Origin of the sequence: Pseudomonas sp. MIL9, assembly GCF_016887925.1 — a bacterium.
In the GTDB taxonomy this organism is placed as follows: domain Bacteria; phylum Pseudomonadota; class Gammaproteobacteria; order Pseudomonadales; family Pseudomonadaceae; genus Aquipseudomonas; species Aquipseudomonas mohnii.
In genome coordinates, this window is sequence record NZ_JAFEHE010000001.1 from 364,620 (window position 1) to 387,835 (window position 23,216).

The 23,216-nt window shown below is 56.8% G+C and carries 39 protein-coding genes and 2 tRNA genes; 7 read left to right on the forward strand and 34 right to left on the reverse strand.

Annotated elements, in window-relative coordinates:
* Positions 1-34 precede the first annotated feature (34 nt).
* Together JQF37_RS01665 and JQF37_RS01670 are read right to left on the reverse strand one after the other, a co-directional pair.
* Positions 35-424, reverse strand: a complete 390-nt coding sequence (locus JQF37_RS01665; protein WP_198132010.1) for a DUF2946 family protein — start codon at positions 422-424, stop codon at positions 35-37.
* Between the two features lie 287 nt (positions 425-711).
* Positions 712-1,152, reverse strand: coding sequence for a VOC family protein (locus JQF37_RS01670; protein WP_130211628.1), 441 nt, complete (start codon positions 1,150-1,152; stop codon positions 712-714).
* Between the two features lie 461 nt (positions 1,153-1,613).
* Between JQF37_RS01670 and adhP the strand changes: the two genes are divergently transcribed.
* From adhP to JQF37_RS01685, 3 genes are all read left to right on the forward strand, one after another.
* Entirely contained in the window at positions 1,614-2,624 is a 1,011-nt protein-coding gene (gene adhP / locus JQF37_RS01675) for an alcohol dehydrogenase AdhP (protein WP_130211630.1), read from the forward strand.
* 409 nt (positions 2,625-3,033) lie between these two features.
* Positions 3,034-3,107, forward strand: a tRNA-Cys gene (locus tag JQF37_RS01680).
* Positions 3,108-3,244: 137 nt separating this feature from the next.
* Positions 3,245-4,222: a site-specific integrase gene (locus tag JQF37_RS01685; protein WP_204149442.1), complete on the forward strand. Its 978-nt coding sequence runs from the start codon at positions 3,245-3,247 to the stop codon at positions 4,220-4,222.
* Here JQF37_RS01685 and JQF37_RS01690 read toward each other — a convergent pair.
* The 32 genes from JQF37_RS01690 to JQF37_RS01835 all read right to left on the reverse strand — a co-directional run bounded on the left by JQF37_RS01690 (position 4,219) and on the right by JQF37_RS01835 (position 21,944).
* Complete coding sequence (locus JQF37_RS01690; RefSeq protein ID WP_204149519.1) at positions 4,219-4,464, reverse strand: hypothetical protein; 246 nt, start codon at positions 4,462-4,464, stop codon at positions 4,219-4,221. The genes JQF37_RS01685 and JQF37_RS01690 overlap by 4 nt on opposite strands.
* A complete protein-coding gene (locus JQF37_RS01695; protein ID WP_204149443.1) occupies positions 4,464-4,811 on the reverse strand; it encodes a hypothetical protein in 348 nt (115 codons plus the stop codon). The genes JQF37_RS01690 and JQF37_RS01695 overlap by 1 nt, the downstream gene beginning before the upstream one ends.
* A 561-nt stretch (positions 4,812-5,372) precedes the next feature.
* On the reverse strand, positions 5,373-5,660 hold the full coding sequence (locus tag JQF37_RS01700) for a hypothetical protein (RefSeq protein ID WP_204149444.1): 288 nt from the start codon (positions 5,658-5,660) through the stop codon (positions 5,373-5,375).
* Complete coding sequence (locus JQF37_RS01705; RefSeq protein ID WP_204149445.1) at positions 5,657-6,151, reverse strand: hypothetical protein; 495 nt, start codon at positions 6,149-6,151, stop codon at positions 5,657-5,659. The genes JQF37_RS01700 and JQF37_RS01705 overlap by 4 nt, the downstream gene beginning before the upstream one ends.
* 8 nt (positions 6,152-6,159) lie before the next feature.
* Positions 6,160-6,369, reverse strand: a complete 210-nt coding sequence (locus JQF37_RS01710; RefSeq protein ID WP_204149446.1) for a hypothetical protein — start codon at positions 6,367-6,369, stop codon at positions 6,160-6,162.
* On the reverse strand, positions 6,359-6,562 hold the full coding sequence (locus tag JQF37_RS01715) for a hypothetical protein (protein ID WP_204149447.1): 204 nt from the start codon (positions 6,560-6,562) through the stop codon (positions 6,359-6,361). The genes JQF37_RS01710 and JQF37_RS01715 overlap by 11 nt, the downstream gene beginning before the upstream one ends.
* Before the next feature lie 43 nt (positions 6,563-6,605).
* Positions 6,606-6,935, reverse strand: a complete 330-nt coding sequence (locus JQF37_RS01720; protein WP_204149448.1) for a hypothetical protein — start codon at positions 6,933-6,935, stop codon at positions 6,606-6,608.
* Between the two features lie 116 nt (positions 6,936-7,051).
* The gene (locus tag JQF37_RS01725) at positions 7,052-7,648 is read right to left on the reverse strand and encodes a hypothetical protein (protein ID WP_204149449.1); all 597 of its coding nucleotides are present in this window, start codon (positions 7,646-7,648) and stop codon (positions 7,052-7,054) included.
* Positions 7,645-8,196, reverse strand: coding sequence for a hypothetical protein (locus JQF37_RS01730; RefSeq protein WP_204149450.1), 552 nt, complete (start codon positions 8,194-8,196; stop codon positions 7,645-7,647). The genes JQF37_RS01725 and JQF37_RS01730 overlap by 4 nt, the downstream gene beginning before the upstream one ends.
* Before the next feature lie 6 nt (positions 8,197-8,202).
* Positions 8,203-8,370, reverse strand: a complete 168-nt coding sequence (locus JQF37_RS01735) for a hypothetical protein (protein ID WP_204149451.1) — start codon at positions 8,368-8,370, stop codon at positions 8,203-8,205.
* Positions 8,367-8,783: a hypothetical protein gene (locus JQF37_RS01740; protein WP_204149452.1), complete on the reverse strand. Its 417-nt coding sequence runs from the start codon at positions 8,781-8,783 to the stop codon at positions 8,367-8,369. Before JQF37_RS01740 ends, JQF37_RS01735 begins: the two co-directional genes overlap by 4 nt.
* A 302-nt stretch (positions 8,784-9,085) precedes the next feature.
* On the reverse strand, positions 9,086-11,587 hold the full coding sequence (locus JQF37_RS01745; protein ID WP_239142493.1) for a DNA methyltransferase: 2,502 nt from the start codon (positions 11,585-11,587) through the stop codon (positions 9,086-9,088).
* A gap of 81 nt (positions 11,588-11,668) precedes the next feature.
* Positions 11,669-11,920 carry a hypothetical protein gene (locus tag JQF37_RS01750; RefSeq protein WP_204149454.1) on the reverse strand — a complete coding sequence of 84 codons (252 nt, stop codon included), beginning with the start codon at positions 11,918-11,920 and terminating at the stop codon, positions 11,669-11,671.
* An 81-nt stretch (positions 11,921-12,001) separates the two neighbouring features.
* Positions 12,002-12,466 (reverse strand): hypothetical protein, encoded by a 465-nt coding sequence (locus JQF37_RS01755; RefSeq protein ID WP_204149455.1) that lies wholly within the window; start codon positions 12,464-12,466, stop codon positions 12,002-12,004.
* The gene (locus JQF37_RS01760) at positions 12,463-13,170 is read right to left on the reverse strand and encodes a hypothetical protein (RefSeq protein WP_204149456.1); all 708 of its coding nucleotides are present in this window, start codon (positions 13,168-13,170) and stop codon (positions 12,463-12,465) included. The genes JQF37_RS01755 and JQF37_RS01760 overlap by 4 nt, the downstream gene beginning before the upstream one ends.
* Positions 13,167-14,789 (reverse strand): YqaJ viral recombinase family protein, encoded by a 1,623-nt coding sequence (locus JQF37_RS01765; RefSeq protein WP_204149457.1) that lies wholly within the window; start codon positions 14,787-14,789, stop codon positions 13,167-13,169. Before JQF37_RS01765 ends, JQF37_RS01760 begins: the two co-directional genes overlap by 4 nt.
* On the reverse strand, positions 14,786-15,592 hold the full coding sequence (bet, locus tag JQF37_RS01770; protein WP_204149520.1) for a phage recombination protein Bet: 807 nt from the start codon (positions 15,590-15,592) through the stop codon (positions 14,786-14,788). Before bet ends, JQF37_RS01765 begins: the two co-directional genes overlap by 4 nt.
* Positions 15,593-15,758: 166 nt before the next feature.
* Positions 15,759-15,998: a hypothetical protein gene (locus JQF37_RS01775; RefSeq protein ID WP_204149458.1), complete on the reverse strand. Its 240-nt coding sequence runs from the start codon at positions 15,996-15,998 to the stop codon at positions 15,759-15,761.
* A 114-nt stretch (positions 15,999-16,112) separates the two neighbouring features.
* A complete protein-coding gene (locus JQF37_RS31670; protein ID WP_275424132.1) occupies positions 16,113-16,247 on the reverse strand; it encodes a hypothetical protein in 135 nt (44 codons plus the stop codon).
* Positions 16,244-16,378 carry a hypothetical protein gene (locus JQF37_RS31675; protein WP_275424133.1) on the reverse strand — a complete coding sequence of 45 codons (135 nt, stop codon included), beginning with the start codon at positions 16,376-16,378 and terminating at the stop codon, positions 16,244-16,246. The genes JQF37_RS31670 and JQF37_RS31675 overlap by 4 nt, the downstream gene beginning before the upstream one ends.
* Entirely contained in the window at positions 16,375-16,575 is a 201-nt protein-coding gene (locus JQF37_RS01780; protein ID WP_204149459.1) for a hypothetical protein, read from the reverse strand. Before JQF37_RS01780 ends, JQF37_RS31675 begins: the two co-directional genes overlap by 4 nt.
* Complete coding sequence (locus tag JQF37_RS01785) at positions 16,572-16,994, reverse strand: hypothetical protein (protein ID WP_204149460.1); 423 nt, start codon at positions 16,992-16,994, stop codon at positions 16,572-16,574. Before JQF37_RS01785 ends, JQF37_RS01780 begins: the two co-directional genes overlap by 4 nt.
* 23 nt (positions 16,995-17,017) lie before the next feature.
* Positions 17,018-17,224, reverse strand: a complete 207-nt coding sequence (locus JQF37_RS01790; RefSeq protein WP_204149461.1) for a DUF551 domain-containing protein — start codon at positions 17,222-17,224, stop codon at positions 17,018-17,020.
* A gap of 115 nt (positions 17,225-17,339) precedes the next feature.
* Positions 17,340-17,678, reverse strand: a complete 339-nt coding sequence (locus JQF37_RS01795; RefSeq protein WP_239142494.1) for a hypothetical protein — start codon at positions 17,676-17,678, stop codon at positions 17,340-17,342.
* A gap of 652 nt (positions 17,679-18,330) precedes the next feature.
* Positions 18,331-18,618, reverse strand: coding sequence for a hypothetical protein (locus tag JQF37_RS01800; protein WP_204149462.1), 288 nt, complete (start codon positions 18,616-18,618; stop codon positions 18,331-18,333).
* Between the two features lie 156 nt (positions 18,619-18,774).
* Positions 18,775-18,842, reverse strand: a tRNA-OTHER gene (locus JQF37_RS01805).
* Positions 18,843-18,918: 76 nt separating this feature from the next.
* A complete protein-coding gene (locus JQF37_RS01810; RefSeq protein WP_204149463.1) occupies positions 18,919-19,410 on the reverse strand; it encodes an HNH endonuclease in 492 nt (163 codons plus the stop codon).
* A 37-nt stretch (positions 19,411-19,447) separates the two neighbouring features.
* Positions 19,448-19,648 carry a hypothetical protein gene (locus JQF37_RS01815; protein WP_204149464.1) on the reverse strand — a complete coding sequence of 67 codons (201 nt, stop codon included), beginning with the start codon at positions 19,646-19,648 and terminating at the stop codon, positions 19,448-19,450.
* Positions 19,635-20,087 (reverse strand): hypothetical protein, encoded by a 453-nt coding sequence (locus tag JQF37_RS01820; RefSeq protein WP_204149465.1) that lies wholly within the window; start codon positions 20,085-20,087, stop codon positions 19,635-19,637. The genes JQF37_RS01815 and JQF37_RS01820 overlap by 14 nt, the downstream gene beginning before the upstream one ends.
* A 478-nt stretch (positions 20,088-20,565) precedes the next feature.
* Positions 20,566-20,970, reverse strand: coding sequence for a hypothetical protein (locus tag JQF37_RS01825; protein WP_204149466.1), 405 nt, complete (start codon positions 20,968-20,970; stop codon positions 20,566-20,568).
* 51 nt (positions 20,971-21,021) lie between these two features.
* Positions 21,022-21,267 carry a hypothetical protein gene (locus tag JQF37_RS01830; protein WP_204149467.1) on the reverse strand — a complete coding sequence of 82 codons (246 nt, stop codon included), beginning with the start codon at positions 21,265-21,267 and terminating at the stop codon, positions 21,022-21,024.
* Between the two features lie 8 nt (positions 21,268-21,275).
* Entirely contained in the window at positions 21,276-21,944 is a 669-nt protein-coding gene (locus tag JQF37_RS01835) for a LexA family transcriptional regulator (RefSeq protein ID WP_204149468.1), read from the reverse strand.
* Positions 21,945-22,052: 108 nt separating this feature from the next.
* Between JQF37_RS01835 and JQF37_RS01840 the strand changes: the two genes are divergently transcribed.
* Genes JQF37_RS01840 through JQF37_RS01855 form a run of 4 tightly spaced genes read left to right on the forward strand, consistent with a single transcriptional unit; the run spans position 22,053 to position 23,160 of the window.
* Complete coding sequence (locus tag JQF37_RS01840; protein WP_204149469.1) at positions 22,053-22,232, forward strand: Cro/CI family transcriptional regulator; 180 nt, start codon at positions 22,053-22,055, stop codon at positions 22,230-22,232.
* 29 nt (positions 22,233-22,261) lie between these two features.
* Entirely contained in the window at positions 22,262-22,474 is a 213-nt protein-coding gene (locus JQF37_RS01845; RefSeq protein WP_204149470.1) for a hypothetical protein, read from the forward strand.
* A gap of 18 nt (positions 22,475-22,492) precedes the next feature.
* The gene (locus tag JQF37_RS01850; protein ID WP_204149471.1) at positions 22,493-22,705 is read left to right on the forward strand and encodes a hypothetical protein; all 213 of its coding nucleotides are present in this window, start codon (positions 22,493-22,495) and stop codon (positions 22,703-22,705) included.
* A 32-nt stretch (positions 22,706-22,737) separates the two neighbouring features.
* A complete protein-coding gene (locus tag JQF37_RS01855; RefSeq protein ID WP_204149472.1) occupies positions 22,738-23,160 on the forward strand; it encodes a hypothetical protein in 423 nt (140 codons plus the stop codon).
* The last annotated feature ends 56 nt before the right edge of the window (positions 23,161-23,216 follow it).

Here is a 23,216-nt window from a genome sequence, read left to right on the forward strand (position 1 = left end):
GCCGAACAGGTGACGGCGGGCAAAGGGTTGGTAATCAGGCGGAGGGGGAGGCGCGAGGTGTCAGGCTGGGCCAGCGCACCCGGGGATGCAGGGTGGGCAGGGGCGGGTTATCGAAGGCGATATCGGCGCTGTAGCGCGGTAAATAATGGCGATAGTAATCGCCGGGCACAGCCGCGAGGCCTGCATGCCCACAGCAACAATCGCCATGTTGCATGACGCTTTTGTTCGGGGGCGTTGGTAGCGCGACCAGTCGTTTATCGATTGAAGCCGGTAGCGCCTGGGAGCTGCCGCCCGAGCAAAAGCCTCCCCAGAGCATCAACTGCAGATCTGGCGTTTGCATCGCACGGCTCATGGGCATGGCCAGCATGTTCAGCAGCAGAGCCAGGCAGGCGATCCAGGGGGTCATGCGCTTGAGTGGGAACATCGACGAGTCCAGCGGTGGGACGGTATTCGATTGCAACGGGCAACGTTCAATGGGGCGCTATCTTGCCTGATTTTTTCGCGCTCCGGGACCGGAAGTTGCGCTCATCCACAGGGCAGGCATGGGACAAGTTGACGCAGTTTGCCGCGGCGTGGGGGCAATCTCCAGGTACTGGCTCGGAGGGTGAGGGCATCCATCTGGCCGAGAGTATTGGCTGTGCAAGCTGTCGCAATTTCGGCAGTGGGACTCAGAGGGATGCCGCCAGGGGCAGTCGCTGGTTTCGCCGCGCGTCAGTTCCGCGATTTGCCGAGCAGGCGACGCTTTTGTTTTTCCAGGAAAAACATCACCTCAAGCTTCAGGCCATCGGGGTCGAGGAAATAGACCGCATAGTAGCCCTCGCCATAATCCGGATAATCAGTGGGTGCGTCGACAATCGTAACCCCCTGATCCAGCAGGAACGCGTAGAGCGCATCGACGTCCTCACGCGCGCCCAGCTCGAACGCATAGTGGTGATAGCCGACATCGCCGGTCCGGTGCTTATGTTTGCGACCCTGGGCATCGGCTTCCGTGATCCAGAACATGGTTTCGCCGTTGGTCCAGCCGATAACCCGGTCGAACTCCCATTCGATGGTGAATCCCAGGAAACCGAGTACCTGATCGTAGAATGCCCTTGAGCGTTCCAGATCACTGACGCGAATGGCCAAGTGATCGATCCCGATGACGTTCACCATGTCAGGTCTCCTCGATTTCGATTTCGCAGCACATGTGCCGGAACTGACGAAGATACACCCGTAACAGGTTTCAAGCATGGCACGAAAGGTCACGTCGACATGACCGCGCCACACCTGGGAAATCGCCTGGCTTCAAGGGCCGCGGCGACTGTCACTGAAAGGGGCGGCGCCCTGTCGATCAGCGTCGCCAGTTGACCTCCGTCAAAGAAAGGCACAGAACATGTGTACTTGCGCCAGTTGCCTGGCCAATAGGCATCCCCCTTTTCAGCGACTTGTGCCATAAGATCGGTAGCGCCGGCGACCAGGCAGCGCAGCAATGGCATCCATTGAATCCCGACCCTGAAGCCGGGTTGCGGGCATTGCGCCAGACCTCGGACCGCTTGATGGGTTGTGCCGTACTGTTTTCGCACTTGTTGGACCTGCTGAAACGCAAGCTCACTCACGGATACAAGGAGATAAGTATGAAAGCTGCAGTTGTTGCCCAAGGGCATCGCGTGAATGTGATCGAAAAAACATTACGGCCTCTGAAGCATGGTGAGGCGCGCCTCAAAATGCAGTGCTGCGGCGTCTGCCACACTGACCTGCATGTCAAGAACGGCGATTTCGGCGATAAGACCGGGGTGATCCTGGGTCATGAAGGCATCGGTATCGTGCAAGAGGTGGGGCCGGGCGTCACTTCGCTGAAACCCGGTGATCGAGCCAGCGTCGCGTGGTTCTTCCAAGGGTGCGGGCATTGTGAATACTGCAACAGCGGAAACGAGACACTCTGCCGCGAGGTAAAAAACTCCGGTTACACCGTGGATGGCGCCATGGCCGAAGAGTGCATTGTGGTCGCCGATTACTCCGTGAAAGTGCCTGATGGGCTTGATTCTGCCGCAGCGAGCAGCGTGACCTGTGCCGGAGTGACGACTTATAAAGCTGTGAAGGTTTCCAACATTCGCCCTGGGCAATGGATCGCGATCTACGGGCTGGGCGGTTTGGGGAATCTGGCGTTGCAGTATGCAAAAAATGTGTTCAACGCCAGAGTTATTGCCGTGGACATCAACGACGATCAACTGCAATTCGCCAGGGAAATGGGCGCCGATCTGGTCATCAACTCACGTAACGAGGATGCCGCAAAAGTCATTCAGGAGAAGGTCGGTGGCGCTCACGCCGCTGTCGTGACGGCCGTCGCCAAGGTCGCGTTCAACTCTGCGGTGGATGCCCTGCGTGCCGGTGGACGCCTGGTCGCAGTCGGGCTTCCGCCTGAAGCCATGAGCCTCGATATTCCGCGGTTGGTGCTTGACGGGATCGAGGTGGTTGGCTCACTGGTCGGCACTCGACAAGACCTCGCCGAAGCCTTCGAGTTTGCCGCGCAAGGCAAGGTGGTGCCGAAGGTAACGTTGCGTCCGATCGAAGATATCAATGAGATTTTCGACGAAATGCAGCAGGGCAAAATCAAAGGCCGCATGGTCATTGATTTGAGTCATTAACAGGCCATTGGGGGGGGAGGGGCGCCGTTTCCAACGCTGCTGGGCGAAGGGATCTGGTGCCGCTCACTTGCCGGCTCGCGCCATGTTCCACTCGAGTGATCGAAAAAAGCGATCCCGCTGGCCTTTTCTAAAAGCTGCCATTTCCCGGCCTTGCCTTGAACCATCGGAGGCGAGCGCACCCGTGGCGAAAGGGACCTGACCTCAATGAGTAATGAAACCAGGCCCCAGAATTTTTTTTGAAATCAAGGGGTTGCCAGCCTCAAGAAATGAGTACATAATTCACGCCATCGAAAGCACTGATCGCTGAAAAAGCTCAATGTTTTCAATGAGATAGCGCAGAATTCAAGATGTAGTATCTCATAAGAGTTTTACGCGTTTGTTGTTGTGCTACTCACAACAAATGTTTTGAGGCCGAGTAGCAAAATGGTTATGCAGCGGATTGCAAATCCGCCTACGCCGGTTCGATTCCGACCTCGGCCTCCACTATTGAAAGCCCCGCAGCCATTGAGCTTGCGGGGCTTTTTTTATGCCTGCGGATTTTGTTCGACGGGACAATTGGGACAATCCTGGGACACCGAGACTGTTTGCATGTCCAAGGGACGAACGGCAAAATCCGCAGCATGGCGACTATCGAACAGCGTCCCAATGGGACATGGCGGACCAAGATCCGCAAAAAGGGATACCCAGCACTTTCGGCTTCGTTCGACACGAAGGCGGAGGCGCAGCGGTGGGCTTCTGAAATCGAGGGTGATATGTCGCGCAAGCGATTCGTCGATACCCGTGAGGCCGAAGCCACCACAGTTGCGAAAGCTTTTGAGCGCTATGCGCGGGAAGTATCTGCGCAGAAGAAGGGGGCTCGCCAGGAGCTTACTCGAATAAAGACGTGGTCCGAGGGAAAGTATGGCAGCAAGTCGCTTGCCGAACTGCGGTCATCCGACCTGGCTGAATACCGCGATGCGCGCCTGGCTGCCGGTGCGTCGACCAATACCATTCGGTTATCGCTGGCATTGATCAGCCACTTGTACACCGTGGCGATCAAAGACTGGGGGATTGAGGGGCTGAGCAACCCGGTCGCAAAGCTGAGGATGCCCAAGGGCAGTCGAGAGCGTGACCGCCGGCCGAGCGCCGCCGAATTGAAAGCCGTGATCAAGGCAGCCGCCGAAATCCATGCGGAAATGCCGGTGATCATTGAGATTGCCGTCGAGACCGCAATGCGCCGTGGCGAGCTGCTAACTCTGCGCCGTGCAGACATCAAGGGCAAACATGCTCTCCTGGAGGACACCAAGAACGGTAGTCGCCGGCTGGTGCCGCTGTCGATCAGGGCGCGCGCGCTGCTTGATTCCCTGCCGGCACGCATCGACGGCCAAGTGTTCTCCTTGGCTGCGCATTCTGTCAGCCAGTATTTCCTGCGCGCTTGCCGGGCAGCAAAGGTGCAAGACCTCCACTTCCATGACCTTCGACACGAGGGTACATCGCGGCTGTTTGAGAAAGGGCTTTCGATCATGGAGGTAGCCTCCGTGACCGGACACAAGACGATGGGGATGCTCAAGAGATACACCCACCTGTGCCCGGACACGTTGGCCGACAAGCTCGGTTAGCCGACACGGGCAAGCGTCGGCGGTGTCTGGCGTTTGCGGCCAGCGCGAGCCGGTGCGTGCCGTCCTTCCTCGCATTCCTGCAAGAACTTGCGCACCGTGCTGACTCTCCAGCAGATCCGGCTGCCCTGCTTGAAGAACGGCGGCAGCCAATACGCGCCGGCCTGGCGCGCGCTGCGTATCGATGATTCTGACCGGCCAAGCAGTTTGGCTAGTTCGGGGATATGGATGATTTCTGGTTCCATCATGATTTCACCTCCTCGCTCATGGCGGCGTCGATATCCTCGTCAAGACACCACTCAGTCACAGGCATAAGCGGCATCGCTATTGATCCGTCAGGATTTTGCTGAACTGGTATTGGCGAATATGATCCGCGATGGTTGAGCGACTTATCCCGCAGCCAGCGATACCGCTCAGCATCCTTGATATAGCAATCCAGCTGCTCACGCTGAGCGCGCAGAACAGCCAGTCCATTGGTATTTTGCTCGCGTAGAGCCTCGTTCTCTGCTTCAAGCTTGGCCAGTTGGTCTTGAACAGCCGCAGTCGCGGCGGCAATGAAGCAATCAAGCGTCTTCTGTATTGGGTTGGTCATGCTTTTTCCTCGCAGATCTTCGTGGCTTCAATGCTTGCCAAAATGCCCATTTTTCTTTTCTCGACGCCTAGTGGCGATATGTCTGTCATATGGCACTCTTGGCACCAGAGCTTACCGTCGTTAATCTTTGTGGCTTCACCCTTCTCATATTGGAATTCAAGACCGCGCACCACCCATGGCCCATACTTCCGTTGGCATGAGGCGCATTCGCTTATTTCTGCAACCCGCTTAACTTCTGCCAAATACGCTGATGACCCTGTTTTTCTGGTCGGTAACCCTTTACCTAGGGTTCTTCTTACTCGAGAACAGGACTTGCTGCATGTGACCACCCGCGCAGAAAGCGACGGCGTCATTTCCATGCTCTTACCGCATGAAACGCAGTGAGTTTCGACTCTAACTTCGCGGGCTTTTGCTGCGCATGCGCGACTACAGCAATTGACGTCTGCACGCTTTGCCCATGCATATGGCCGGCTGAAGCTTATTCCGCAGATAGGACATCCAAGAACAACCTGCCCAACCGCTCTGCTAAGAGGAGTTAGGCATGAGATTTCTCTAACCATCTCAACCCTCCTTGCTCATAGCTCTGTCGATCTCGGCATCCCAGTCTTGAGGCAGCACGTTGCTGTCCAGGCGCTCCAGCAGCAGGCCATCGTCCCAAGTTGCCTTCAGGTGCTGGTAGCGCGCGGCATCTGCGAGCAGCTCCAGAATCAGGCGAGGATTTGCCTCAGCAACAAAGGAAATGTCGCCAAGATCCATGTGGCGCAACGAAAAGCAATCTCCTGCGTACCAGATCGGGCAATTATCCCTTGCCGCCTCAGCCTGTTTCTTCAGTTCGCTGTAGTCGCTCATGCCTCACCTGCCAGGCGAACGACTGTCGCGATTTCGGTGTAGGCCGCGTAGGCGTCATCGGCATTCTGAAACGCCAGAGTGATGCTGTATTTGCCGCCAACTTGGTTCAGGGTGTTGAAGCCTTTGCTCAGTAAAAGGCCCACCGACTTCCGCCCGTTCTTGAAGCCGTCGGCGTCAGCATTGGCGATATCGCTGGTGGTGTAGCAGGCGATCGAGCCGCCGCGCAGGTGCTCGATCATCTGGGCTTGCTGGGCGACTGTGGCTTGGGCTGCGATCAGCTCGCCGTTGTCGCGCAGGGTTTGCTGGAGCGGGTGAAGGTTTTGCTGTTCGCGGGATGCTTGCCACGCCAAGCAGGCCAGTCTGAGCATCGGGTCTGCAAAGCTGCCATCCTGACGCACCCAAGCCAGATTCTTCTCTGCCTGAGTCCTGACGCTCTCGCCGTACGATTGAGTTACCTCCGCCAGATACCAGGCGGAAAACTCTTCGCGCATCTGCTCGCTCATACCTTCCTCCAAGTAGCAGCCGACACCCGAGCCCAGCGCTCTTGGGTGACGATGATGAAATTGCGGATACCGGTCAGGACCTTGTGCATCTCGCCGTCGAACTCGACGAAGGAGTCGGTCTTGCGGATGTCCGGTACGCGGTCGATGGTGTCGAGCAGCTTGCCCGGGCCGCCTATAGGGTTTTGCTCATGGACGTCATACTGCATGGCGCACCTCGCTGATCACTTTCATCATGCCCTTGGCGTAATCCGCCGGATGGACTTTTGCCGCCTCTTCCAGATTGCACACCATCGTCTCCACCGGGCCGCGCTCATCGAACATGCAGCGCGGCAGGTAAACGACAGATGCAAGCATTTCGGCCGCGTAGACACGGCCTTCACGTTCTTCAATGCGAGACATGGGGATGCTCCGGCCGCGCGGGGCGGCAAGCAGGGGGGGGTGATTAATCCACTTGGTACCAGACGCCGCAGTCGACTCCTTCGGCCTTCAAGGATTTGTACATGGCTTGCACACCGGCATAGCGACGATTGCCTTGGCCGCCAAACGGGGTGCTGAGATGAAACGCGCGAGAGTGATAGGTGGTGGCGCTCTGCATCCACCCCGTAATGCCCGCTTTGTCTATGGTGGATTCACGGAGGAGCCCGACACGGACATAAACACGGTCAAGGTTGGCTGAGCCACCATCATCTGGCGCAGCTTCAGCCGCTACCTTGCCTGCCTCGATTGCGCGCGCAACAGCTGCTGCCAGCGCCGGGAGCTGATTTTTGGTCATGCGAATTCCTCGCCCGCTACATGCGGCAGAGTTGAGTTGTGAATTAGGGGTTTACAACTGGATAGATCAGCGGATGTAGCCGAAGTAGAACCAGACGAGGGCGGAGACTGGGATTATCATTGATTCAGCTCCTTGACCTTGTCGAGGCAGGCGATTCGTCGAATGCCGACCGCAAGATCGGCATGCCCTGAGCCATCACCACTGGACATGGTTTCGAACCATTTGATGGATTGCTCTACGGCCTTCAGAAGCTCAGAATTTCGTCGCTTAAGGTAGGCGATCCTTTCTCCAGACACCGCTTCACGCTCCAGAAAGATCGAGTATGCCTCCTGCGATACGCGCACCGTTCGCCCATCAATTCCGAAATTTACCCAGCCGTCTCCACTTGGCGGCCTGCGCTCAATCAAAGCATCGGCGTAATACTGACGGTTTTCCCAGCCATGCCAAGCGCAGCATACGTCAGGGATCTGGTCCCAAACGGTGTGGCCTGCATCGGTGGCTGGTTCGTCTAGCCATTTGTTGAAGGTGGGTTCTGGGAAGCGCAGACGGTCTGCCTCACGGTCTCTGTCTACCGCTTGTTTTCGGTAGCCGTCGTCGTATAGCGCTTGACACACCCCGTTGTAATCAGAAGTCAGTCCGCCGTTACGAAGAAGATTTTCCATTTCCGCAACTGTGGCCGATTTAGGCGCTTTTTCACCCCAGTTATTACTCACGGGTTCAACTCCTTTATCAGGCTGATAACTGCTTCAACCGCAAACTCAGCAGCATTGAAACAACTAACGCCAGGGATAGTTTCTGCTTTCAAAACCTCACTCCACACAAGCAATGAGACTTCCTTATTTGAAGGGAATACTACCGCTACCGGCGCGGGCGGCGAGGTGCAAGGGATTCGGATAACTGAGCCGACAGGGTAGTAATCGTGAGGCGCCATGTCGGGAAATTCCAAGGCGTTTGCATCGCGAATTTCGATCCAGCGTCCCTCGTCCTTGAGTTGCCGCGCCGCCATACCGGCAAGGCTCTCCGCCGGCTGCGTTGTGTATTGCTTGTATTGGCGCTCGACGACTGGGGCGGCGATCTTGCCAGTTCCTTTGCAGTATTCGCAGGTTTCCAGCCGACCAATACCGCCAGTCCCCATACACTCGCGGCAGGCTGTCGGCGCATTAAGCACTTGATTCAGGTCAGACCAGTTTTGATTGGTCGCCTCAGTCAGCAGACTTTCCGCCAGCTCGCGCGACATGGTTACGGTTTTATCTTTGGTCATGGCTTTTCACTCACAATTTATGGCGTCTTGAAAGGCAATGTGCGCATCATCTGCGCGAACACCTTGGCGAAAGTAATAGTCCCAGTCATGTACCGCGTCCCAGCTGGCTTCTGGACGACCGAGGTTCAGCCACATACGCTTGATGGCAGCCATGAATGCTTGGCGCTCGCTCATTCGCTTGCTCCCGATTCGGTGGGTTTGAGGGCGGCATCGAGGATGTCGCGAGTTTCATCAAGGCCCGCGTATTGATCCCAGTATTCACGGCCAAGAGCCTCGCGAGTATCTACGATCGCCTTGATCAGTTCGGAATTCCGCTGCTCGGCGGCTGTCAGGCGCTGTTGTGCTTCGTCTGCGCGCTTACCTTCGCCCTTCCAGTAATCCATCTTATGTTCGAGTTCGCGCACTTGACTGCTCAGATCAACGCAACCGCCTTTGTACTTGGCCAGCTCTTCCCGCAAGGCAGCCAGCTCGGATTGGGCGGCGTCAAAGTCAGAGGCCATCACAACTTCAGGACGCATCACGGCTTTGCACATGCCTTCTACACCTGGAAGAAAACCTTTTAGTTTCCAGCGCATTACTTCACTCATCACAAATCCTCCGATAGTCCGTTATGAAAAATGCAGCACCAAAGCGCAGCGGTGAGGATCGACAGCAAGGCCCAGCCGGTTATGAAATTCGTCAGCATGATTGATCCCTCATAGCGCGGAGCTGGCTTTGGAAGGTTGAGCGTGTTCCCGCTGGCGGGCCTTTGAACACTCTTTGTGATTGCCGGTACTTCGTGGCTTCCGGCACTGATCACAGAAAAATCCAAGCTCCAAATAGCCAGCCTTGAGCTTTCCTTTGGATGACATAGGGCCTCCCGGTGGCGGGTGAATTAAGTGGGAAGGGGTTAGGCGGTAGGTAGAGAGTCGAGAGCGGCGAACAGATCTGGCATGGCGATTTCTTTCTCGGCGGCCTGCAGGTACTGAATGCCATCGAAGAAGTAAGCGGTGTTCAATTCGCTCGCGCTACCTCGGCGACCAGCCTTTAGCGCCCGATACGGGACGGTCATCAGGCCGCCGAATGGATCGTGCACCAAGTCGCCAGGATTGCTATACCGCTCGATCAGTCGGTCAACGATGTCGAACTGCAGCGGGCACACGTGGTTTTGCAGGCCGCGCTGCGTCTGGTTGCCGTTCAGGGTGATCATGCGGTTCACGTCATGCCACACCTCGGCGTGATGGCTGCCTGGCGCAAGGCTCATAAAGGTGGACGGAAGGGCGCCGCGAGCTTCAAGCTCTTCACCGATGCGAACATGGAACTCGTAGTCGTAGACGTTGGCTAGGCTGTATTCCGTAAATGCTTTGGCAAGCTTGTCAGGGCCCATCCCGGCGAGGTCATCAGCTGTGAGATGGCGGTTCCCGCTCGAGCGCCAGAAAGCGTGCGCGTCGACCTGCCAGCGCGCTCTTGTGTAGTCATCCTTGCTCTTGGTGACCTTCACATCTGCATAGCCCTTGGAACGATCAGTCTGTGGCTTGCGGAAAAGCAGTACGTATTCGGGCGACCCGACACCCATTTTCGAGCCGTCCTTGCACTGCTCCGACCAGCCCAGGCGGTAGGTCTGGTTGTTCTCCCGCACCACGTCAGTGATAACCGTGATCATGCCCATGTAATCGAATCCGTGTTTCAGGGCGTGGAATGTCGCCTCCATGTGAAATGGGGATACGGTCGGCGCGCCGGCGCCGGTGACGTTGCCGAACTGGATGCGGTCCTTCACGTGGCAGCAATACATTCGGCCAGGCTGGAGGATCCGAAGAAGCTCAGGTGTCAGGAAGTCCATCTGCTTCCAGAAGTGCTCGTTGCCTTCGGTGTGCCCGAAGTCGTTGTAGCTGGGCGTGTACTCGTAGTGGTTGGCGAAAGGGATGCTGGTTACAACCAAATCCACTGAATTCTCTGCCATGGCCTGCGCTTCAAGCACGCAGTCGTTGTTGGCTGCACGGAACTTTTCGCCGGATACCTCTAACCGCTCTACGCCGATTGTGCGGGCCAGGATGTCTTGCATGGAAAGGCTGTTCAGGCCGTGTTCGCGGATGATTGCGGTCATGTTGTTCACCATTTCGTTGTGCTGGCGCCACTTGTCCATCAGCGTGCGGAGTACTTCGCGCTCAGCCTCGGAGTGGATGATGTGAATCTCAACCGGATGTACCTGCAGGAAGCGTTGAATCCTGTGGATCGCCTGAATGAAGTCGTTGAACTTGAAGCCGATGCCTACGAACACAGCCTTGTGGCAGTGCCGCTGGAAGTTGCAGCCGCTGCCAGCGATAACCGGCTTCGCGCTCAAGTACTGAAACTTGCCGTCGCTAAAGTCGATGATCGCCTGTTCGCGCTCATCCAGATCCTGCGATCCGTAAACGCTTACGGCGCTGGGTACCGCTTGCTGAATCGCGCGGCGCTCGTACTCAAGGTCATGCCAGAGGATGTAACTGTTGTCGGGGTCGCCGCGCAGAATCTCGGCCATCTTTGCGATACGCTGGTCCAGGCTATCCCGTTTCTCGCCGCTGGCTTGCTGAACGCCCAGGGAGACGTTTTTGAACAGCAGGCCCTGGCCGTCCTTCTCGGTACCGGCCGCCGCATGGTCGGCCTGCACCTCGTGAAACTTCACCTCGAGCGGCGGCAGGTCGTAGCCTTCATCACTGAACCCAAGGTCGGAAGGGCGCTGCAGAAAGGCCGCCCAACTATTCAGCCATAGCCAGAACTCGCGCTCATTGTGTGGGTAGAGAGTCAGGTTGTTGGCTTTCGTGCTATCGCGCTGGAAGAACCGGGTCAACGCCTGGCCGGTGTCCATGATGCCCAGGAAGCCTGCGTAGTGGATCAGCTCCTTGTAGCGATTTGGGCTTGGCGTAGCTGTCGCGACAAACCGGTACCGGACTTTCTCAAACAGGGTCAGAAAGGTCTGGTAGGTCTTTGAGCCGTAACTGCGCAGCACGCTAGCCTCATCCAGGCTCGCGGCTGTGAACAGGTTCGGGTCGAGCTTCCCATCCCGTATCGATTCGTAGTTAGTTAGGTAAAACACATGGCTATCATCCATTTCGGCAGCCGTGCGGATGAATTTGAAGGCCACGTTGAGCATTGCGCCGTCACGGCGGAACTCTTGGCGCACGCCCAAGGGAACGCAAACCAGTACCGGGCCGCCTGCGTACTTCTGTATCAGTCGCAATATCTCGATCTGCATGACCGACTTGCCTAGGCCAAACGCCGCGAACACCGCCCGACACCCGCCGCGCACCGCCCACTTAACGATCGCCTTCTGATGAGGCTTGAGTATCGGGTTAATTTCGCTTTCATCGATATCGAAGCCGGCGAAGTCCGCGAGGCGTATCTTCTTTCGTAAAAAATCCACGTAGGCGGACATGGCTTTCTCCATTGCAGGCGCCGCCCTCCGTGACCGGATGCGACAGATTTAAGGTTTCGTGACAGGCAGGCGTGACGCAAATCAGGGAAGAGTACAAATGTGCTCTTTCAGTGATTCGTCAGACATTCGATCCGCTGCCCAGATCAGCCGCGATACGACGTCTTGCTCTTCCGTGATGTCGAGTCGTGACATGAGGCTTTTCAGGCGGGTGTCATCGTTGTGATACAGGTCCAGCGATATGCGGCGTGAGAGTAGGCGGGCAAGGCGTTCGGTTTCTGACTGCTTGTCCCGGTCCCGCTTCTCCTGCTGGCGCTGTGCAGGGGTTTTGGCCATGTTCCACCTCTTCAATTCCGTGGGCTGGCAGATCCAGCCATGTCAGTCGACGGCGCTGGCGCACCTGGTTACTGATGCGCTTCATGCCGCCACCTTCTGCTGATTCCAGGCGCCGACCGCTTCGAAGATCCTGGCTGCGTGAGCCTCGTCGAGCGAGACGGATTCGGGTATGGCGAGCCAGCCAGAAGCCACCATCTGGCTCTGGTTCGCCGACGCGCGTAGCTCCATGTAGCAATGCTCGATCACGTCTGCGAGATGGTCGGAGAGGTAAACGCCATCCGGTGCCACTTCGACCGACTTGGTGTAGCGCTCGCCGCGGGCGTCAATGCACATGACGCTCAGGTAAATGGTCCATCGGTGAGCGATTCCGCACACAGCCTGTCCGATCTTGCCCGGTGCGATGTTCTTGAACGACTTGTAGTTGATCATCCCCTGTCGGCCGCTGGGATCTATGTTCACGACGGCGACGTGGTTGGCACTGAGCAGCGCCCGGCATGACCGTTCGATGCGATTCTTGAGGCTGTGAGGCTTGCGAACCTTGCTCATGCGACCCCCGGTGTTCTGACAGGAAAGTCGATCTCATGCTCGGCGATCAGGCGCAGCAGCACCTTCGGGTTGATATCGAGTTGTCTCGCGCAGGCCGCCCGGGTGCAGCCGATATCCCGGATAGCCTTGATGCGCTCGACCAGCACAAGGTCTTTTGAATGGTCGGCCTGACTGCGGAACTTCAGCCCGTTCTGCCCAGCAACCCGCTTCAGCGTTGTGCGACCGATATGCAGCCTGGCGCACATTTGGTCCTGTGTTAGGCCCTCAATAATCAAAGCTCGGATCTGCGGGACCAGCGCCAGATCTTCCTGACGTGCTGCGAGCGATACCCGGCAGGCGAACTTGATGCCGTACTGCGCCGCGATGTGGTTGGCTCGCCGGGTGCTGATGTGCAGATCCTTCGCCGCCGCAACAACCCCCTTGTCGTGGTAGGCCTTCAGCTTCTCTGCGATCGCAGCCTCTTCAGCTTCACCCTTGGCTGACTTTTTGATCTTCGCCGACAAGTCGCGCTTTGGTTGCGCGACATTGGGCGACCCCGAGAAGACCTCGCTATTGAACGGGATCGGACTGAAGAGGCTTCGACAAATGCCGATGACCTCAATAGTCCCTCCCTTGCTCAAAAAGGCCTCCATCTTCAGGGCCAGTGCATGGCGGTCAGGGTCGAGTGCCTTGACCATGTTCAGATCGTTGCTGATGTAGTTCATGCTGCCACCTGCTCCAGGGTTACCCCCGGCACGTTGAATTCAGAACCAAGGGTATCAACGAGATCGTCGAGGCCCTGCCAGTTGACGGTCAGCACGCTGATAGGCACCTGGCCAGCCGCCACAGCCTTCACCAGCGCATCGAGGTCTGTTACCCGCGCTTCGGTCTTCGTCGGCCGAGGCTGAACCTTGGCTGATGGCGCTACAGCGGTAACGCGCTGCGCGGGCTGCTCAGCTCTAACCGGCGCCGGATTTACAGCTACCGGCTCGACCTGCTTGGCCTTGGCGTCCTCGATCTTTTGCAGTTCCTCCTTGCGGATCTGCTCGCGCTGCGCTTCGGCCTTCACTTCCTCGGCCTTCTCATGCTCCGAGATCCGGAACTTGATCAGCGTCACCAGATCGTCGTTGGCCTTGGTAACCAGCTGCTGAATGTCGCTGAACAGGAAGGTGTGATCAGCGGCAAGTTCGGCGAGGCTGGACAGGTTCATGCGAATGCAGTCGGCTGCCTGGCTGGCGTCGATCTTCGCCCGGGCCAGCTCAGTGTCGACGGCATCCTGCAAGCTGGCGATGGTGCGCTTGTTCTTCATGGCGCCGAGGAAGTCAGAAGCGATCGCCGGAAGCGTCACCTTGCCAAGCGTCTTGTTGATTGCCACGATGTGATCAGCCAGCGCCTGCTCGGCCTTCTGCTTGATGTTCGACTTGACCAGCAGTTCTTGCGCCTTCACCAGCTTGTCTACTTTCAGGCGAGTTTCGCGGGCGTGCGCCGAGACGCGATCCAGCGACGAGAACAGTTCGTCGATGGTTGCGGTTTGCGACAGAGCCTGCTTCTTGGCCGCAGCGACCGCTTCCTCGACATCTCCGCACCACTTGACTGCCTTCTTGGCATCGGCGAAGTCTTGGTCGGTGGTCAGTTCGGTTTTCACCGAGTCGATGACTGCCAGCGCCGATTGCTCGAACACTTTCAGGTTGCTGGCGGTAACCATGCCGGTCAGCTCGATGCGCAGCGCTGGAAGCTCATCAGGCGCCTTGCCGACGACAATCGAAGGAGCATCGGCCATTTCGAAGTTCGCCAGATCAGCTTCGAACTGTTTCCAGCCTTCGACCAGCTGCTCGGCGCGGCCCGGGACCGGGCGATATTCCATGCTGACGAAGTTCTCGGCGGTGCCGTCGGAACAAACGAAGATCACGCGCTCGGCGCCGCTCACCAGCAGTTGCTGTTCGAGCTGCCAGTAGTAGTGGGGCGCGAGGTCTTCAGCCTTCACCTGGGCGACCAGTGATTCGTTGAACAGCTTATGTTCGAACAGCGTTTCGCCGAGCATCGTCATGCCGTCCATGGAGGCCAGCAGGTTGCCCAGCGTGCCAACAACCGGATACAGCTCTTCGCCGATCTGCACTTCAACCAGCGGGCGGGCCGCTGCCTCGGTCGCGTGGCCTTTGTCGAAGATGTACTGCTGCGACGGCGTGACGTCGGCGACGATGCCGGTCTTCTTCATCGCGAGCAGTTCGGTGCGGGTCTGGTACTTAGAGGCGCCCATCATTGCTGGAGCTTCGGAGGCGGTGAAGTGCTTAGCGCGCAAGGCGTGCCACTCGGCGCTCCCTTGAGCCACGTTATGAATTTTCATGCTGCGTCTCCTTCGAGAGCCTTGAGGTTGGTGATCTGCTCTTTCTGCGCATCGGTCAGCGTGTACTTGCTGCTGATTGTCGCGATCAGGTGTTCGGGGCTGGTGCGGTTGGCGTCAATCAGCGGCTGCCACTTGACGAGGTTTTCTTTGAGCAGGTCATCCGGGTAAGCCGGCAGCGCTTCGGGTTCTGCCGGCGCCTGCTGGACTGGCGTTACGTCGCGCGCCGCTTCCTCAAATGCCTTGCCTTCCATCTCGTCCGCCGTCGGGGCTGACCCGACTTCAGGGAACGCCTTTCGCAAGGCCTGGGCCTCGGCGCACTTGGCGAGCTGAGCAAAGGCGCGGCGCTTCCACATAGCGTTCGGTGCCGCGCTGTCCTTGCTGGCGGTCGCATAGTTTTCGAGCCAGCGCTCATTGGCGGTGAACTCGGCGACAAGCCCGTTGGACATCTGGCGCTTAACGGTCACCCGACACCATTCGGGGTAGGTCACATCGACACCCGAAAGCTTTGCGGTGATCGATGGTCCGAATTCTGGGTCGCTGATGCCGGCGTATTGCCCGGTGCGCGCCGCCTGAATGCGGTATAGGCCAATCCCCGGCATCACTGTGTCCTGCATCTTTTTCGTGTCTTTGTTCCAAATTGGCACGATGTGAACAGGCTTCAGCATTGGGTCAAGGTGCGCAGCCTGGCAGTAGGCCAATACCATCACTACCGAGTTGTGCGCGGCGCCCGGGTACAGGCTGCTGCTCAAAACCTCGACGAGCGCTGCCTCTGAAAGAGCGGGTAAGTTGTCGGCCTGCTTCATTACTGCGGACATGGAGAGATCCTTCCGCCATGCAGGCGGCGTATGAGTTCGATTTAAGAAGTGAGCTGACCGACGTAGGCGCTGGACAGCATGACGAAGGTGGTGCCGAGTAGGACGATGGCTGAGCCTCGGAGCATGTAAATGCGTTTGGCGCGCTGGTAGCTGGTCATGACGGCTCATCCTCCAGATAGAAGCTGTCAGGCTCATGCATAACCTGAGCGTCATCGCGAATAATGAGAAAATCGGTGAAATGCATCGTCTGCAACTTCCCGCATACATCAATCCGGCAAAGCCCAGTCTCGACACAGATATCCACTATCGGCCACCACCAGTCTTGGCCGTTCTCGCTGCCCCACAAAGGCTGTGGCAGTGAGTTGATCAGCTCCATATTGAGAAGGTCGCTCATTTCGCCACCGCCACAATAGGAAGGCTTCGAGGCTCGCCGTTCTCTTGGAACAGCATGTACTGGAGCATTACGACCGTCAGGCCGCAGGCGAGAATCCAGAAGAGTGGTTTCATCTCATTTCCCCCTGTACTGGACCGGAACGAAGGTGTGCTGCTCACGGCCGTGTTTATGGACAGACCAGTACTCCATGTCGATGCGGTTCATCAGTTCCTGGAAGGTGTAGATGCGGGTTCCGAGTTGGAATTTCATGGCAGTCTCACAACCAGCATGCCGCGCCGGGTCTGAACCTTGATGCGCTGAGGCAGATCAGCGACCAGAAAAAAGCCTCGCGATTGCAAGGCTTGGATGAGGGATTCGTGGGTTCTCGCGATGATGGTCATGCCGCACTCCTTGGCCGATGCGCGATGGCGACATCCAGCCTTTTGCAGTAATGGTCGAACTCTTCGAGGGTCAGAGCGCCGTCCGTGTAGAACTTGGTGATGTTGTGCAGCACCAAGGTTTCGTACCTATCAGGGCATCCGGCGTGATTCAGTTCGTCGAGGTCTTGGTCGATGAGGATGTGCACAGAGACGCTCATAATTCCGAATCCTCGGCCTGAGCCTGGAGCGCGTCGTCGGCCAGCGGTGCGAGCAGGGATTCAGCGATCTCGCCAAGCTTGCCCAGCGGGTGATCGGAGCGGCCCAGCAACTCAGCGGTCGCGGTCTTATCCGTTTGCCCACGCTCGGCGGAAATCAGTAGCCAGCCCAGCGCCGAAGTATCGATTTCGCAGTCAGCGAGACGTTTGTTAACGAATTCGTCGACTGCCAGGGCGAACTGATCAGCCGTCACACCTTGAGGCTTACGCATACGGCGCTGGAAGGACACGCCACAGCCACGGAGCAAGTCCTCGGCGGCGTTGTACAGCCACTCGGCCCGGGCAGTCTCCCGAGGCGTCTCGCTAACTGGAGGCGGTAGTCGGTTATCAAATTCACGTTGAGCAAGTGCTTGCGGGGTCATGGTCGCCTCCAGAGTGGGTGGGGTTATTCGGTTGGCGGGGTGGGGACTTCATGCCAATGGGTCGGCGTGATGTCGCAGCGGTCGCCATCGATGTAACGCCAAGGCCGATGTTCGTTCCCGCACGTCATGGCGAAGAACGGGCCGTCGTTGGTCTTTTTGCCAAGGCGGTAGGCCAGAACTTTCTGGCGAATCGGCGGCAGCCTGTCGCTGCACTTAATCCATTCGCTCATGCGATGTAGCCTCCGGGCATGGTTGTAACGACCTTCCTCGGTGCGTCATGCATCCGACCTTTGGCGCAGTCGTGGACGTCGGGGCGGGGCTTGCGGGGTGAGGGGGTTGTGCGTTTCATGGCTTACTCCGTGCTGCGAGCATCGCGTCGGCCACCTTGTAAGCGCCTTGAGCTGTATTGATTTCGCAGCCCTCAAGGCCGAACAGGCATGGAGCGCCAGCAGTAGAAATCAACGCCTGCATTGCCTTAGCCGCGAAGTAATCGCGAACCGTGAGCCCGAAGCAGGTGCCGTGTCCGCCGTATTCGTTTGCGCCAACGGGGAATGCAGGCTCTTTAGCGGCATCCGAAGCGTGGCACTCAAAGCAAATTCCGCCAGATTGCTCCGACTCTTCAATCAGGCTGCTGCATCTCAAACACGACCCGAATAGTTCGGGATCTGGTGGCTGAAAATTCATGACCTTGTCTCCAATCGCCCAATAAAAAGCCCGACCGAAGTCAGGCTTTACCTTCCCTACGAAACGACCGGGCCCATGAGGGGTCGGGTCGTTGACTGTCTGTTACATGGCTGCAAATCCTCCGCGTTGAGTTGAACTATCGAGAAATGCTCGGTAGTTGGAATAGGTGCCGGTCTCTCATCCGGCATGGCAGCTGTGACGCGACTTGCTCGCGAGTGGTTTCCTGGCGTAAAGGACGCTCAGCTACCACCAAAGCCACCACCTTCCGTTTTGGCTTTCGCCGAATAAGTGCAGATGACCGGAGCTGATCCCGGCATGACTATCAGGAACCTAGTTGACACCGGAGTTTCACCGGGGCGAAGGTTTCAGTCCCTGTTTCTTGGCCTTGGCGCTGGACACTTGGGCGCTTACTCAACAATGTTTCATCCAGCCATTCCCGCCTACCATCAGGTCTTACACTTGCGCATCAGCCTGCGCATTCATCTGCATCGGAAGGTGTTCGGTCAGCTGTAGGAGTTCGCATCACCTAGGATTGCGTCCGACTACCACCAGCACTGTACGGACGCGATTCGTCCGAACACCTTCCGATGCACTCTCCATCACCATGGAGATATCGGGCCATTTTCGTCTGGCAAGACGCGTACGGAGAGGGTTAGGCGGTTGCTTTGTCGATTGCCGCAGCAGCATCCGCGATGGCTTTGTCAGTGACCTCGTTGCGGTGACCGGGCAGATAGCCGATCAAAGCCATGTGCGCGGTCTTGAGTGCAGCCAGAAGCGCTGGCGCTGAGGCGATCAACCTGGCGTCGTCTCGCCAGTTGGCAAGCTTCTGGCCTTGCGTGATTGCGACATAACCAGCATTCAGCATATCGCAGATGATTTCATCGGTTGGCCGCAGTTCAGTGATTACTTCCCACGGCCCCGGCGTATGTTTTTCACTCATGATCTTGCTCCGTTCGTTGGCTTTCGAATGCCTCCCGGGGCGTGAGAGGCATTTGTAAAGCCAGATGGCCAGCCTGAAACAGCAGGAAGCCATCTGATGTGATGCAGGGGGCGGCATTGCGCCGTGTGTACTCTTCCGCATCGGGGATTGATCTGTTCGGCTGAGCGGGATTTGAACCCGCGACCTCCCGTGCACTGGCCTCTACCGAACTGAGTTACCAGCCTCACAATCCATTGGCATGCCTGCCGCCGGTCTGTGCAGATCAATCCCCGATGCGCTCTCATAGAGAGGATCGGGCAGTTAACCGTGATTCGAGAACTCGCCATGGAGACGAGCCCTTAATGCAATGGCAACCGCTTCCGCCTCGGCGATATCTGCATACATACCGCCGTTGTGGATCTTTCTGTTGACCGCGACCTGAACGTGCCATTTATTTCGGCGACCAGACCACGAAACGCCCTTTACCCCTGACTTGTTGTTGCGGCGTAAAGAGCTGTTATGGCAGTTCTGGCTTCTGTTGCACTCCCGAAGGTTTGCGATTCGGTTGTCGGAGCGATCACAGTTGATATGGTCAACGTCGCCCGCAGGCCACTTCCCGTAATAAAGCGCCCAAGCAAGCCTGTGAGCCTTGAAGGTGCCTTTTGCGACGTTTATCCGAAGGTATCCATCGTGGTCGAGGCGCTGCTTTACAGCGCTGTCACTACCCACGATGTAACGCTTCCTCACGAACAGCCCGGTGATCGGGTCGTAGCTCAGAAGCTCAGCTATTTTCTCTACTGGAACGTCTTTCACTCGCACCTCCTATCAGGCTGTCGTGGCGCTGGCTGTTCTATTCGGATTCCTGCTCAAGCCAAGCGATATTCGGCGCCTCTTTGCGGAGCGCGTAATACTCAACCTGAACCTTGGCGCTGTTGATCATCTTGCCGCCGAGGTTGGCCAATTCAGAGGCGTCCTTAGCTTTGATTTCTCCGGCCTGTAGTTGGCGGAAAACATCAGCCAAATTCTTTCTTAGTGCTTCAGCATTTTTCATTAGCTTCATCCTCAACAGTTTTCTTGATTAACATTTCCAAGCGCTTTAGCTGGACGAGTATTTGCGGCACGTCAGAGCTGGATAATGAAGTCCCCACTATCAGCACTCGCCGAATGTAGGAGTCAGCCAGCCCTTCGCGTGATTGCTTTGCGTACCCTCTTTGTCTGCGGAGGATTTCTTCATGATTTTTGCAGTACCTTTCCTGCTGCGCCGCTCTAATGGCCTCTTTGTTTGCTTTTCGATACTCAACATAGCTTTCATGTTTCGCTGAGTAACGATTGCGCAAGTATTCGTTCAGCCTTGACGCATTGGCCGCTCGATAACGCTTTTGGTATTCACTGCGATCAGCACGCACTTCAGCTAGGTTGTGGCACTTCTTGCAACAAGAAGTAATTCCGCTCTTTGAGCTCGAATTCTTCTTAAAAAGGCTTTCATCCATCTCTACGTGGCACCGTGTGCACGTTTTCATGCATCACCTCCGGTTGTCATCCCAAAGCGCCCTGTTGCCAAGGCGCTCCAGTGATGCTTTCCGCCGTGACCCGCTGCTGGCGTCGGTCACCGGCTTGAATCAAATGTCACTCCAGCCGCGGGCCTTTCGGCTTGTTCTCCCGCTGGATAACTGTTCTTGGCGCTTTACGCTGCACGCCCGGGTCAGTTGCCAACCCTCTGAACCGTTTAGGCCGGTTCATCGCTGCCTTTGAATCTGAGGCCGGGGGTGATCCGGCAATGGTGAAGCAGTGCGACTAAAGAGCGGCGGGTCTTGTCAGTCCCTGGCGCCTCGGTGTTCTGTGGCGTTGAGGTAATTTAAGCAAGCTAAATCTCCTAGGTCAAGCATCCTGAATAAATAAATTTAGATTGCTGAATTTTGCAGGCGTAAAAAAGCCCGCTCGAGGCGGGCTTCACGGTTTACTCAATAATCAAAATAGGGTGCTCAGCGTTCCTTGAGGCAATACTTCAAGGCCTCGGATCATACGGCCATCCTTAAATAGAAATTGGTAGCTTTTGTTCCCCGTGTACCCGCCAAAGCTATTCCTAGCGTTCACATCAACAAAGATAATGAAACCGGTGTACAGCTTACGCCCCTCAAAAGCATTGCCGATCATGTAGCCCTGCCTGGGTTGAGAGAACTGATACTGAGCAGAATATGGATCTTTCAAGACTCGCCCAAAATAACCTTTGATCTCGCTTTCCGCCTGGGATTGCGAGGGCGCGGATCCATAGTAAGCGCTGGATATCTCTTGCTGGGTTGGGCCAGAGGCGCAACCAGAAAGAAGAAGTGCTGCGACAGCAATAATGCACGCAGAACGAAACAGTGACAGCATTGGCATCCCTCCATAGTTGAGTCAAAACTCTACCATAGCGCACAGCCTTGGCTATGGGTTCCTCCGCACAATAGCTCCAGCAGCTCCAGCCTTAACCTCTTCCGTATAACCGGCCAGCTTGTCCTCGGCATCCGGAAACCCCGAAGTGATCGCCAGTATTTCCCGCGCATCACTCTCAAGCCCTGCCTCGGATAGCCGTACGGCTATCTTCATCAGATCGACACTGGACCACTTGAGTAGGTCGGTGACCTCTTTTAGGTCGTAGCGCAGCTGTTGGTTCGGTTTGGTTAGCCCCATCACACCTCCTACATTTCCCCGCCACGCCATATGACCCTGCCGAGGATAGAAACCTCATGCAAGGCCTCTTCCGATACCTGCTCGTCTGGATACTTTGTTTTATCTGAGTTATCGCTTCGGATGAGCCATCCACCAGTGATCTGCTGGATGAGACGCTTAATACTTATCCCGCCATCAGGTCGCCGCAAGACATAGGCCTGGCGATCTCTAGGCTCAATTTTTGAGCTATCAAATAGAACCACATCCCCAGCAAATACATAGGGCTCCATGCTGTCCCCCTCGGCATAGATGATGCGCAGATTCTCCGGCTTAGCCTTCATACGGGCCAGCCAGTCTCGCTTGAAAACCAGGCCCTCAGTGACCTCAACGTGGTCGTTTAGATAGCCATCCCCGCAGGAGCCGCGAGCCTTGTACTGCGGAATAAGGGCGTAATCCTTTTCACTTGGAGATCCGTCCTGGGCATGCTCGATCATCTTCCCTGTCCCATTGGCCAGCCACTCGGCGCTCACGCCGGTTGCAGCCGCCAGCGCAAAAAGATTCTCGGGCTTCATGCTCTTGCTATCCCCGGTAACCCATTGAGTTACGGCTGAGCCGGTGACGCCGCATTCACTGGCGATCGCCTTCTTGAGCTTCTTGCTGTGCTTGATCGCCGCAGCGATTCGTTCTGGTCTATTCATCCGCAAATATTAAGCCCGCTTAACTTTAGTATGGTTGCTGTCGCGGAGGTCCCTTGCTGTTAAAAAATTAGCATGCTTAAATAAGGGCATCGCTAAAGGAGCGAACCTATGAAAACCACCGATGCAGCCGCCTTCTTCGGCTCGAAAAAGAAGCTTGCCGACACGCTGCTCATTAACCCGAGCGCGGTAACGCAGTGGGGCGAGTTCGTACCGGAGTCTCGCCAGTACCAGATTCAGGTGCTGACCAAAGGCAAGCTCAAGGCAACAGAAAAGAAATCTGCCGCTTAACCCTTCCAAACACCCAAGGAGCCTCACCAATGGCATATGACAACCCGGCCCACAAACGCAGTGAAGTTTGCAAGCTCCGCTACAAGCCGGAGGACTTGCGCTACCTGCGTATGGAAGCGAAGCGCGCTGGTATGCAGCTCGCCACGTATATCCACGACCTTTCTCTTTTAGCTCGCCGTCTTGGCGCAGCTGAGTTGATCCGCGAAATGAATGACCTGCGTGAACAGGATAAGACGGCCTAACGGGCCTTTGGAGGCCCAATGCACGAATCAATTTTCGATGCGTTGGAGGACGGGGCGAAAGAAGAGGTGCGGCAACTAAGTGCCGAACTCGGCTGGAGCCTTGAGAAAACCGCGCAGGAATACCTGGAGGCGGGGAGGACGTTGGCGCTACAGCGCCAGATGGAGCAGATGAAAAACTCTGGTCACGTCATCCACCTTGCAGAGCACAAAAAGGCCCTCGAAAAGGGCTAATTGCGGCACACAGAGCAACCCGGAGAAAGACCATGAGCGCACGAGACATAGCTATCGACGAGAGCTCAGCGCTGAGAGAGGTGCTGATTAAAGCGCTTCCCAGTACCTGTCGGGACGACCTGACGATCGTGGCAGTTGAGCACGCTAAAGCCATCAAGGCCGCTTTTGACGATCTCTACACGGTTCGTGACGAGAGTAGTGACGGCCTGGATGAACTCCGGAGTTTAGTCGTCACCCTTAAACAGATTCTTGAAGATGTCCCGAGCCTTGGCTTGGAGGTCTGCGACCTCTTGTTCGGCGGCGGCGATCTGCTCAAGCCCGGCTTCATCGAGTTTCGCGCCATGCCCGCAAGCAGGACAAGTGGACTGATTGTCTCGCTTCACGTCACCGATAAGCTGAGAGAACTCGTTGCCGCAGCTGCCGCAGGTGACCTTAAAAAGTTGCGTATCGAGTAATGACATGTCCGGCCTCCTGGGCCTTTTCGAGTGGAATCAAAAAGCTACCACAGATG